Below are 12,466 nucleotides of genomic sequence, written 5' to 3' on the forward strand. Positions count from 1 at the left end.
CGCGTGCCGGGCCGCCCCGGCCCGCAGGGCGACCTGCGCGGCGCCGGCGTCCACGACGGCGGGCAGCAGGGCGAGCGAGCGGTCCGCGGCGTCGTGGTCGACCAGCACGATCCGGTCCGGGTACGCGGCCTGCAGGCTGCGCCCGACCGCCCAGACGGCGCCGGCCGCCGGATCGGGCCCGGCCCACCCGGCGGCGTCGCCCCCGGTGGCGGCTCCCCCGGCGACGTCTCCCGCAGTGACCTCGTCTGCGGCGGCGTCTTGCACGAGGGCGTCGCCCGCGCTGCCGGCACCGCTCGTGCCGGGGCCGTTGGCCGCGTCGCCGGCCGGGCCGGTCAGCAGCATCAGCCGGGTGCCGGCGAAGCGATCGTCGTCGAGCCAGCCACGCAGCCGGTCGGCGAGGTCCGCCGCGTCGGCGTCGGCCGGCCCGGCCAGCAGCACCGTCACGTCGGGCGCGTCGGGAGTCTCGCGCAGGGTGGCCAGATCCCGGTGGGCCCGGAACCGCTCCCCCGGCGACGCCGCGCGCAGCGGCTCCACCAGCGACTCGCTCCCGGCGCCGACGAGCGCCCAGCGGCGGGCCGGGGCGGCGGCGTCCTGCGCGGCCGCCGGGACGGGCGTCGCCACCGGCGGTACGGCGGCCAGGTCCAGCGGTCGCCAGGCGAGCAGGCTGAGCGCCTCGTGGTGGCTGCCGTTGACCGCCCGCAGCCGGGCCGGCCCGTCGAGCAGGAGCCGGCGGGTGACCTTGCCGGACGCGGTGCGGGGCACCTGCCCGATCTCGTACAGCGCCTCGGGGACCTTGTGGTAGCTGAGCCTCTCCCGGCAGGCCGCGTACCCGGCACGGGGGTCGAAGCCCTCCGGCCCCGGCACCACGAACGCCACCGGCACCTCGCCGAGCACCTCGTGCGGCCGGCCGGTCACCGCCACGTCGGCGACGCCGGGCACCGCGCGCAGCGCCTCCTCCACCTCGCCCGGGTGGATCTTCTCCCCGCCCCGGATGATCAGCTCCTGGTGGCGGCCGGTGACGAAGATGTTGCCGTCGGTGTCGCGGCGGGCCAGGTCACCGGTGCGGTACCAGCCGTCGCGCAGGGCCGCGGCGGTGACCTCCGGCAGGCCGTGGTAGCCGAGCATGACGCTCGGACCGCTGACCCAGACCTCCCCCTCGGCGCCGGTCGGCACGTCCAGACCCGTCTGCGGGCTGACCAGGCGCACCTCGACGCCGGGCACCGCACGCCCGCAGGAGCCCTCGACCCGGGGCTGCTCCGGCCGGGTGACGGCGATCGAGCCGCAGGTCTCCGTGCTGCCGTACGCGTCGAGCAGCGGCGCGTCGAAGACCTCCTCGAACGCCCGCCGCAGCGCGCCGGTGGTGATCGCCCCGCCGACCAGGCAGACCCGCAGGGCCGGGGCGCGGAAGCCGGTCTCCCGGGCGGCGGTGACCAGGTGGTGGTACATGGCCGGCACACCGGCGAGCACGGTGGCCTCGTCCTCGTCGACCGCGCGCAGCACGTCGTCGGCGGAGAAGCCGTCGATGAGCCGGGCCGTGGCCCCGACCGCCGTCACGCTGAGCACGCACCCGATGTGGGAGAGGCTGTGGAACAGCGGCAGTGGCCAGACCACCCGGTCGGCGGCGGTGAGCCCGGGGATCGGCACGTAACAGGCGGCGACCGACCAGAGGCAGGTGCGCTGGGTGGAAAGGACACCCTTGGGCCGGCCGGTGGTGCCGGAGGTGTAGAGCATCCAGGCCACCTCGTCGAGGCCCAGGTCGTCGCGGGCCCCCACGGACGGCTCGGTGTCGACCAGATCGCGCCAGGCGACGACCCCGTCCGGAACCGGGTCGTCCCCGGTGACCACGATCCGCAGGGCCGGCCGGCCGGTACGCAGCCGCAGCATCTGGTCGAGGTGACGCGGGTCGGTGACCACCAGCACCGCGCCGGAGTCGTCCAGCAGATGGGCCAGTTCCGCGTCGGTGCTGTGCGGATTCACCGGCACGCCGACCGCGGCGGCCCGCGTGACGGCCAGCCAGGTCTCCACCGTCTCCACGCGGTTGCCGAGGCAGAAGGCCACCCGGTCGCCCCGGGCGACCCCGGCCGCCGCCAGGTGACCGGCCAGCCGACGGGTCCGCGCCGCCAGATCGGCGTATCCGACCGCCCGGCGGTCGTCGCGGAATGCGACCTTGTTCCCCGACCTGGCGGCGTGCGCCTCGATCAGATCGGACAACGGCTGGATCAGGTCGCTCCGAAGCATGTCACCACATCCATCCGTCGGCGAGACTCCTCATCCGCGGCGTAGACCTCGCTCGCCGTAGCGGCCCAAGTCTTCCGAGCACCCTGCCGGTGTCCTACCCCTGTCACCCCCTAAGTCGTCCCCAGTTCGGAGCGCCGATCGGGTGGTGGAACGGGCCCGCGGGCCGATGATGGGGCGACCCCCGCGGACCGTCGAATCCCGTGCTCCACCCGCCCGTCAGCCGAGGTGCCGTCGTTGGAACGCTGCTGGTTGTTCGCCCGTTCGGCCGTACCGGCCGGCGGCTGCCCGGGCACGCGGCTGACCGAGCTGGTCGGCACCGTCCTGACCGGGCTGGTCGCCGCCGCCCGCCGGGCCGATCCCGGCATGGACTGGTTCTTCGACCCGGAGGACTCCCCCGCCGGGCGGCTGAGCCTCGGCTTCCATGCCGCCCCCGCCGCGCTCGACGCGGTACGGGCGGGGCTGCTCGCGTACGACCCGGGGACGTCCCTCGCCAGCGACCGGCGCGTCGTGCGCGACCCCGCGCGGGGCGGCCCGCTCGCGTTCGCGGGCAGCGAACTGGCCCTCACCCTGCTCGGCGGCGACGTGCCCTGGCTGGCCGGCGGCGAGTTGCCGCTGGCCGTGGCGCACCTGCGGCACCTGACCGGGCTGATGCCGGCGGCCGACCGCCTGGCGTTCCTGTTCCTGCACTGGCAGGAACGCAGCCAGCGGCTCACCGGCGCGCAGCGGCGAGACCTGGCCGCGCAGGCCGACGCCGGGGCGGAGAAGATCGTCCTGTCGGCCGGTGACCTACCGCTGGGCGGGGACGTGGCAGTGGCGTGGCAACGCTACCTGGACCGGGTGACCGACGTGGTGGGCCACGACCACCCGACGGCCCCTCCCGGGTTCCTGCTGGCGCACCACGCGCAGCTCACCCACGATCGGTGGGGCATCCGGCCGGAGGTCGACTCGCTGGCCGCGCTGGCGCTGCGCCTGTCGATGGTGCGGGGCAGCCCGGCCGCGACCGGGCCGGCCCGCGTTCCGCAGAGGAGGCAGCAACCACATGCACACGCCGGTACCTGACCGTCCCGCCAGCGAGCCGGCCCGCGTCGAGGTGGCACTCGGGCAACGGTCGTACCCGGTGCTGATCGGTCCCGGCGTGCGCCACCGGCTCCCGGCGGAGGTGGCGCGGATCGGCGCCCAGCGGGTCGTGGTGGTCTCGGCCCGGCCACCGGAGTGGACGCCCGACCCGGGCGTGCCGCACCGGGTGGTGCCGGTCCGCGACGGCGAGCACGACAAGAATCTGACCACTGTGGAACAGCTCTGCCGGGCGTTCGCCGAGTTCGGGCTGACCCGGACGGACGCGGTGGTGTCCTGCGGCGGCGGCACCACCACGGACGTGGTCGGGCTGGCCGCCGGCCTCTACCACCGGGGCGTACCGGTGATCCACCTGCCGACCTCGCTGCTGGCCCAGGTGGACGCCAGCGTCGGTGGGAAGACCGCCGTCAACCTGCCGGAGGGCAAGAACCTCGTGGGCGTGTACTGGCAGCCCCGGGCGGTGCTCTGCGACACCGAGCACCTGGGGACGCTGCCGCAGCGGGAGTGGCGCAACGGGTACGGGGAGATCGCCCGGGCGCACTTCATCGGCGCCGGTGATCTGCGTGACCGGCCGGTGGCGGAGCAGATCGCCGCGTCGGTGGCGTTGAAGGCCCGGGTGGTGGCCGCGGACGAGCGGGACTCCGGCCTGCGGCACATCCTCAACTACGGCCACACGCTCGGGCACGCGTTGGAGCGGGCCACCGACTTCGGCCTGCGCCACGGTGAGGCGGTCGGTGTCGGCACGGTCTTCGCGGGCCGGCTGGCCGGCGTCCTCGGCCGGATACCGGCCGACCGGGTGGCCGAGCATCACGACGTGGTGGCGGGCTACGGGCTCGACACCACGCTGCCCGGCGGCGTCGACCACGACGAGCTGATCACGCTGATGCGCCGGGACAAGAAGGCAACCTCGGGCCTGTCCTTCGTCCTGGACGGACCGGGCGGAGTCGAGCTGGTCACCCACGTCCCCGAGGTCGCTGTGCGTACCGCACTCGCCGTCATGTGAGGCCGACACCGCCCGGTGCCCGTTCGCCGGCCGGCGCCGCGGGGCGGCCGGGCCGGCGAACGGATGACGAGTCGCCGGAGCCGAACCCCGGATCGGCGCGTCAGCTACCCAGGGCCCGCTGGATCTGTGCCACCAGCACGCCGCAGGCGTACCGGTCCGCGGCCCCGACCATGCCGACGATGGTCGCCGGCAGCGGGCCGTTGTCCGTCTCCGCCGGATCGTGGTGCATGAACACGACGAACTGCCCCCGGTCGATGAACGGCGCGAGGATCGGCTCGGCGTCGACGCCGGGGGCCAGTGAGAAGAACGTGGTCATGGCGCACGGATGCCGGCCCAGCAGCGAGCTGCGGTGCAGCAGCGAGGTGGTGGCCCCGCTGACCCGGAAGTTCGGGTCGATGACCCGCAGGGCGCCGTCGCGGCCGATTCCGGCGTCGAAGGAGCAGTAGCCCCGGTACCCGAGCGCGCTGGCCTTTCGGACCCCTACGGTCAGCGCTTCGACCAGCTCCTCCGGGGGCTGGTCGTCGTCCATCACACAACCGACCCACGTCGAGGTGGGCTGCGGCAGGTGTACCGACGATCCGAAGTAGTGCACCGATCCGCTGTCGGTCACGCCGAACTGGATACCCCAGATCGTCTGGAAGGGCACCTCCTCCTCGACGATCCACTGCTCGCTCACCTGTTCCAGCTGGTTGAACAGGGAACGGTTCCGCCGGTCCCGCAACCGACGGGTGAAGATCGCAATTCCGCTGGACACCTCGACCCCGGCCGGTTTGATGACCGCCGGCCGGCGGTCCCGCGCCACGATCCGGCGGACCTCGGCGGGGGTGGCGACCTGCCGGCGGGGCAGGTACTCCGGCGCGACCAGAGTCTCCAGCACGGTCTTGTTGTTGAGGCGGGCGACCAGATCCGCGGGCACCCGGGCACGAGCGGCCCGCAGCAGCGGGTCATGCGGAGGAAACTGGAACTCCAGCGTCTCGCCCCGCTCGACGGCTTCCCGCGCGTACCGCACCGCCTGCGCGCCGGAACGGAACTTCCGCAGGTCGCTGGGCGTCTTCAGACCACTCCGGCTGAGCAGACGCAGCGACTTGTCCGCGCTGGAGCCGGTGCTGCAGATCGCCGCCGCCTGGTGCGGAAGGGTCAGGTGCAGACCCGTGATCATGTCCAGGCCGTTGTAGAGAGCGGCGCCCGCGCCGGCGAGATAGGGGCTGTCGGCGGTGGCCGACGGGTCGGGCGGTCGGGCCAGGACCACCCCGTCGTGTGCGAACACCTGTACCTGGATGGGCACCTGCATTTGGTCTCCTGACATGCCGGCCCGGTGCGGGCCTCGGGGTGGCGGTGAAACCGGTGCGCCACGGCCACGAACAGCGGAGAACGTGGCCGAAGGGGTGGGCTCCCGGTCCTGATGCGGCCGCTCGGCCGCGAGAGTCGGGCGTGCCGTGTGCACCGACCGGACGGTCGTGAGCTGGACCGGCCGGGAAGCCGCTGGCTTATGGCCAGCGTTGCGGCGGCGAGGTGCACACCGCCGGTCAGCGGTTGAGTTTCCAGCCACCGACCGGCGTCATGATCGAAAGATCATAGTCACTATGTATTGCCCCGGGATGGGCCAGACAGGCGAACGCGGACGGCTCTTTCGCCGCCGCGGCCGCCGATACTCCTAGCGGGGCCATCGACTCGGGCTGACCGAAAAGCTGTTCTTCAGAAGGGCTGGAGTCACCGGACGGCGCTGTCGCAGCCCGCGCTGTCGAGTGCCCGGATTCCGACGGCCACGCCCCCTGCCAGCTCACATCGCCGGCCCGGCCTCGACGCGGCCGGCGGGCACCGCCGGAACGTCCCAGGCCTGCCCGGGGAGGAGATCTCCGGCTGATGCGCTAGGGGTCGACGTGCCGATCTCTAGGGGTGTACGTCACTGCGCAGCGCTTCGTATGGTCGGGCCCCGTCGGCTCGTCGTTGCCACTCTCAGCGCACCGGATCGGGTGGCCCGCGAGCGGTGCCGCCCGTCGACGCGCCTCGCGCCAACCCCGCCGTCCGGCGTACGGCATCCCGGCTGACCGATCGTCGCGGCCCTGAGCCTTTCGGTCGTCCCCTTTCGATCGGAGGTTGAGCTGTTGTCTGTCGGGTTCGATGGCGCCCAGGCCGCGGACGGCGCGGTTGCTCTGGAACTCGTGGGGGACCTGCGGAGGCCGGCGGTGTGGCCCGCGCGGGCGGCCTCGGTGCACCGGGTGCTTCCCGCCTGGCCGTCGTGCGTGACACCGGCCGGGCACGTCGTGGTGGCGGGGCTCGTGGCGGTCCTGGCCCGCTGGACCGGTCAGGACGAGGTGGTGCTCGGGCTGGCCCCGGCCGGCGGGTCGGTGGCGCGGGTGGACGTCTCGGGCGACCCGGGATTCGGGGAGTTGGCGGCGCGGGTGGGACTGGCGTGGACGGCGCCGGTGGCGGGCCCGGACCGGCCGGACCCGGTGGCGGTGGAGTGCACCGACGGTCCGGTGGCGGAGACGGGACCGGCCGTGGTGGACGTCGACATGGTGGTGCGCGTGGCGGCGGACGGGTCCGTGCTGCGGGTGGACTACGCGGTGGAGGGATTCTCCGCGCAGTTCGTGCGGGGACTCGTGGATCAGGTAGTGGTGCTCGTCTCCGCCGGGACGGCGGCGCCGCAGGTCGCCCTGTCGCGATTGCCGTTGCTGGACGCCGCGGAACGGGAGCGGTTGCTGACGTGGGGGCGCGGCCCGGTGCGGGAGATCCCGGGCGAGCCGATCCACGAGCTCGTGCTGAGCTGGGCGCGGCGGTCGCCGGAGGCGGTGGCGGGTGTCGCGGGCGACGAGGTGCTGACGTACGGGGAGCTGGATCGCCGGTCCGGGCTGCTGGCGGCGTACCTGCGGTCGGTGGGTGTCCGTGCCGGTGACGTGGTGTCCGTGGCGTTGGAGCGCGGGTTGTGGTCGCTGGTGGCGACGATGGGCGTGCTACGGGCGGGTGCCGCGTACACGCCGATGGACGTGTCGTGGCCCGCGGAGCGGATGCGGGTGCTGCTGGCCGACCACGGCGCGCGGGTGGTGTTGACGGTCGGTGCGGTAGCGCCCCGGATTCCCGCCGGCGACGGGGTCACGGTGGTGGCGCTGGACGACGGCTGGCCCGCGGTACCGGCCGGCGCGGTGGCGGATCTGCCTGCGGTGCCGGTGGACGCGCCGGCGTTCGTCATCTACACGTCGGGTTCGACAGGCACGCCGAAGGGCGTGGTGCTGTCACACGAGAGGCTGGCGAACTTCCTGGCGTGGATGACCGGCGAGTGCGCCATCGGCCCCGGCAGCCGGATGCTGCACTCGGCGGCACCGGTCTTCGACGCCGCGTTCGGGGAGATCTTCGCCGCGCTCACCGGCGGGGGCCGCGTCGTCGTGTGCCCGCGCGACGATCTGCTCGACGCGCGCCGGCTCACCGACCTCGTCAACACCCAGGGCGTCACGCACACGTTCGGACCGGCCACCAACATCGCCCCGCTCGACCCGGCCGCCTGTCCCGGCCTCCGCTGCGTCATCTTCGGCGGCGAGGCCGTCCCGCCGCGGCTGGCCCAGCGGTGGCTGACGGCGGGCACGCGGGTGGTCAACGCGTACGGGCCGGCCGAGATCGCCGTGGCGTGCACCTGGTTCGACGCGTCGGCCGGGTGGGGTGGCGCGTACGTGCCGATCGGCTGGCCGATGCCGAACCGGCAGGTCCGCGTCGTCGACGCGAACCTCGACCTCATGCCGGCCGGGGTTCCCGGGGAGATCCTGATCGCCGGCTTCGGCGTCGCCGACGGCTACCTCAACCGCCCCGAACTGACCGCCCAGCGGTTCGTCACCGACCCGTACGGCGGCGGGCTCGCCTACCGCAGCGGCGACCTGGGGAGGTGGAACAGCGCCGGTGCGCTGGAGATCCTCGGCCGGATGGACCACCAGGTGAAGGTCAACGGCATCCGCATCGAGCTGGGCGAGATCGAGAGCATCCTCGCCCAGCACCCGGAGGTGGAGACCGCCGTCGTCGTCCGCCGCGAGGACCGGGGCATGGCCCGGCTCGTCGCGTACGTCACCGGGCGCGACGGCCGTACCCCGGGCACCGGCGATCTGCGCGACCACGCCGCGGCCCACCTGCCCGGCTACATGGTCCCCGCCGCCGTCGTCGTCCTCGACCGCTTCCCCCTCGGCGGCACCGGCAAGATCGACCGGAGTGCCCTTCCCGCACCCGGCGCCCAACGCCCCGACCTCGGCGTGCCGTACGTCGAGCCGGCCACCGAGGGCGAGCGCCTCGTCGCGGAGGTGTTCGCGAGCGTGCTCGGCATCGAGCGGGTCGGCGCCCGCGACAGCTTCTTCCACCTCGGCGGCACGTCGTTGCAGTCCGCCGCCGTCGCCGTCGCCCTCGACGAGGCCGCCGACGTGGTGGTGCCCGTCTCGCAGATCCACCGCACCCCCACCCCGCACGAGCTGGCCCGCTGGCTCGCCACCGCCCCCCGCCGTACGGACACCGGCTCGACCGCCGGACAGACCCGGCAGCGCCCGGGACCGGTCCCGCTCGCGCAGCAGGTGGCGAAGTGCCTGATGTCGCCGCTGGAGGTCGTCGTCCCGGTCACCTGGTGGATCGAGGGTGAACTGGACCTACGAGCCCTCATGGCCGCCCTCGGCGACATCCACCACCGCCACCAGGCCCTCCACGCCCGCTACCGGCGCACCGACCCACCAACCGCAATCATCCCACCCAACCCCGGCATGCCACAGCTACGGCTACTCGCCGACGCCGCCACCGAACACGACGCCCTCGACCAACTCGCCGACGCAGTACAACAACCCCTCGACTACACCCAGGGCCGCAACTGGCGCGCCGCCCTGATCCGAAACAAAACCACCAACCGAATCCTGCTCGGCATCGGCATCCACCACATCGCCTTCGACGGCTGGTCCTACGGACTACTCGTACGAGACCTCAGCCACGCCTACACCGCACGACACACCGGCCACACACCCACCTGGACCCACCCCGCACCCACACTGCACCAGTCCTACGACGAATACACCCGCCTCCGCAACGCCGCCGACCTGCAAACCCAACGAACCTACTGGCGCGAACAACTACGCGACCTACCCCGCCAAGGCGAAGGCCCGGCCACCGCGCCCCTGGAGCAGGCCCTCGCCTGGGGACCGAAGGCGGGCCACACCGTCACCGTCACCCCCGAGGTGCTCGACCGCTGGGACCGGGCCGCCCGCGACCAGCGCTTCAGCCGCTCCAGCTACTTCGTGGCGGCCTTCGCCTCGGCGCTGCGCGCCATCCACGGGCAGGACGACATCGCCCTGCTGATGGTGGTCGCCAAGCGCGGCAGCCGCGTCCTCGACTCCGCGTTCACCACCCGGCTCAACCTCAACTGCGTGCGGGTGCGCTTCGACGGGCCGCACGACGACAAGCTGGTCCTGCGGGTCGACGAGACGATCCGCGATCTCATGCGGGCCCAGGACGTTCCCTTCGCGGAGACCGCCGACGATCCCGCCGCCGGGCTCTCCGGCGAGGTGGTCGCGAGCCTGCCGACGTTCGTGTTCCAGGACAACGTGGTGGTGCCGCTGGAGCTGCCCGGCTGCCGGGCCGAAGAGGTCGTCGACCCGTACGCCCGGGAGGTGCCCAACGGGCTCACGGTCGAGGTGCTGCCCCGCGTCGACCATGCTCTCCTGCGCGTCACCATCCGCACCGACTACCTGCCGTACAGCTTCGCCGAGGAGCTGAACCACCACATGCTGCGCTTCCTCGAAGACGGGCCGGCGGGTACGCCCACCGCCGGCTGACCGTCCGCCCCTGCGTACCGGGCCGCTCGTCGCCGCGTGGCACGCGGCCCGTTGTCCCGAGAGTTCGTGGTTGTCCCTTCCGGCGCACCCCTCTGGGTGGCGCCGGCCCTGATCGGAGGCTGGCTCAATGTCTGTCGGAATCGTCGGTGCGCAGGCCACGGATGTCGCTGGGCCCGGCTTCGAGATCCTCGACCTGATGGGGGATCTGCGCCGGCCGGCCGCGTGGCCGGCCCGGGCGGCCTCCGCGTACCGGCGGGCCGACCTGCCCGTCCCGGCGGGGGCGCGCTCTCCCGGCCCGGTGCTGCTGGCCGGTCTGCTGGGGGTGCTGGCCCGGTACACCGGCCAGGCCGAGGTGGCGGTCGGCCTGTCGTCGGGCGGCGTGCTGCGGGTCGACGTCGCGGACGAGCCGGGCTTCGGCGAGCTGACGTCGCGGGTGGCCACGGCGCTGGCCGGACCGGTCGCGCGCAGCGCGGGCACGGCGGGGCCGGTGGTGGTCGGGCTGGTGGACGCCCCGGTGGCCGAGGTGGGGCCGGACGTGGTGGACGTGGACATCGTGGTGACCGTCGCGGGGGACGGGTCGGCGCTCCGGGTGGACTACGCCGCCGACGGCTTCTCGGCGGACTGGGTGCGGGGCCTGGTGGACCAGACCGTGTCGTTGCTGTCGGCCGGGGTCCGGGAACCCGGGGTGCCGCTGGGCGCGCTGCCGCTGCTGGGCGCGACCGAGCGCGAACGGCTGCTCGCGTGGGGCCGGGGCCCGGCCCGCCCGGTGCCGGGTGTGCCGCTGCACGAGCTGGTGCTCGAATGGGCGCGACGCACGCCGGACGCGGTGGCCGGCGTCGCCGCCGGGGAGGTGCTGACGTACGCGGAGCTGGCCCGTCGCTCGGGGGAGTTGGCCGCGCGGCTACGGTCGATGGGCGTACGGCCCGGGGACGTGGTGTCGCTGGCGCTGGACCGCAGCATGTGGACGCTCGTCGCCACCCTGGCGGTGCTGCGGGCGGGGGCGGCGTACACGCCGATGGACGTGTCCTGGCCGGCGGAGCGGATGCGGATGCTGCTGGCCGACCACGGCGCCCGGGTCGTCCTCACCGTCGGCGAGGTCGCCCCGCGTGTCCCCAGACCTGACGGCGTCCGGGTCGTCGCCCTCGATGCCGACTGGCCCATCGTGACGGCGGCCGAGGCGGCCGACCTGCCGGTGGTGGCACCGTCCCGGCCGGCGTTCGTGATCTACACGTCCGGCTCGACCGGGACACCGAAGGGTGTCGTGCTGACCCACGAGCACCTGACGAACTTCGTCAGCTGGATGCGGGAGGAGTGCGCGGTCGGGCCGGACAGCCGGATGCTCCATTCCTGTTCCCCGGTCTTCGACGTGGCCCTCGGCGAGATCTACACCGCGCTGACCTCCGGTGCCCGCGTCGTCGTCAGCTCCCGCGACGATCTGCTCGACGCCCGCCGGTTGACGGAGCTGATCGCCAAGGAGCAGGCCACCCACGCGTTCTGCCCACCCACGAACCTCGCCGCCGTCGATCCCGCCGACTGCCCCAGCCTGACGTGCGTGACCCTCGCCGGGGAACCCGTTCCGCCCCGCATGGCACACCGCTGGACGGCCGCCGGTGCCCGCCTGATCAACGCGTACGGGCCCGCGGAGGCATCCGTCGCCTGCACCTGGTACGACGCGTCGAAGGGCTGGCCCGGCGCGTACGTGCCCATCGGCCGCCCCATGCCCAACCGGCAGATCCGCGTCGTCGACGCCAATCTCGACCTCGTCCCCATGGGCGTCCCCGGCGAGATCCTCATCACCGGCGCCGGCGTCGCCGACGGCTACCTCAACCGTCCCGAACTGACCGCCCAGCGGTTCGTCACCGACCCGTACGGCGGCGGGACCGCCTACCGCACCGGCGACCTCGGCCGGTGGAACGCCGCCGGAGCGCTGGAGATCCTCGGCCGGATGGACCACCAGGTCAAGGTCAACGGCATCCGGATCGAACTCGGTGAGATCGAGGCGACTCTCGAACAACACCCGGACGTCGGCACCGCCGTCGTCACCCGTCGCGAGGACCAGGGCACCGCCCGGCTCGTCGGCTACGTCACCGGACGCGACGGTCGCGTCCCCGTCACCGCGGACCTGCGGGCACACGCCGCCGCGGTGCTCCCGCCCTACATGGTCCCCGCCGTGATCATGGTCCTGGACCGGTTCCCCACCGGCGGCACCGGCAAGATCGACCGGCGGGCGCTACCAGAACCGGGCTCGCGCCGTCCCGACCTCGACGTGCCGTACACCGAACCGGCCACCGACTCCGAACGCCTCGTCGCGGGGATCTTCGCGACGGTGCTCGGGCTGGACCGGGTCGGGGCACTCGACGGG

General features: G+C 73.8%; 6 protein-coding genes. 4 read left to right on the forward strand and 2 right to left on the reverse strand.

Going from position 1 to position 12,466, the window contains the following annotated elements:
* The coding region (locus tag ACPCK6_RS28010) for an AMP-binding protein (RefSeq protein ID WP_423482690.1) at positions 1-2,238 on the reverse strand (2,238 nt) is incomplete at its 3' end.
* Positions 2,239-2,463: 225 nt separating this feature from the next.
* Here ACPCK6_RS28010 and ACPCK6_RS28015 point away from each other — a divergent pair.
* Positions 2,464-3,297: a hypothetical protein gene (locus ACPCK6_RS28015; RefSeq protein WP_396884193.1), complete on the forward strand. Its 834-nt coding sequence runs from the start codon at positions 2,464-2,466 to the stop codon at positions 3,295-3,297.
* Positions 3,278-4,315 (forward strand): 3-dehydroquinate synthase family protein, encoded by a 1,038-nt coding sequence (locus tag ACPCK6_RS28020; protein WP_423482691.1) that lies wholly within the window; start codon positions 3,278-3,280, stop codon positions 4,313-4,315. Before ACPCK6_RS28015 ends, ACPCK6_RS28020 begins: the two co-directional genes overlap by 20 nt.
* Positions 4,316-4,415: 100 nt before the next feature.
* Here ACPCK6_RS28020 and ACPCK6_RS28025 read toward each other — a convergent pair whose 3' ends face one another.
* Positions 4,416-5,606, reverse strand: coding sequence for an ATP-grasp domain-containing protein (locus ACPCK6_RS28025; RefSeq protein WP_396884195.1), 1,191 nt, complete (start codon positions 5,604-5,606; stop codon positions 4,416-4,418).
* An 814-nt stretch (positions 5,607-6,420) separates the two neighbouring features.
* Here ACPCK6_RS28025 and ACPCK6_RS28030 point away from each other — a divergent pair.
* A complete protein-coding gene (locus ACPCK6_RS28030) occupies positions 6,421-10,104 on the forward strand; it encodes a non-ribosomal peptide synthetase (protein ID WP_423482692.1) in 3,684 nt (1,227 codons plus the stop codon).
* 127 nt (positions 10,105-10,231) lie between these two features.
* The coding region (locus ACPCK6_RS28035) for a non-ribosomal peptide synthetase (protein WP_423482693.1) at positions 10,232-12,466 on the forward strand (2,235 nt) is incomplete at its 3' end.

It is taken from the genome of Micromonospora sp. AB353, from assembly GCF_049538395.1.
In the GTDB taxonomy this organism is placed as follows: domain Bacteria; phylum Actinomycetota; class Actinomycetes; order Mycobacteriales; family Micromonosporaceae; genus Micromonospora; species Micromonospora aurantiaca.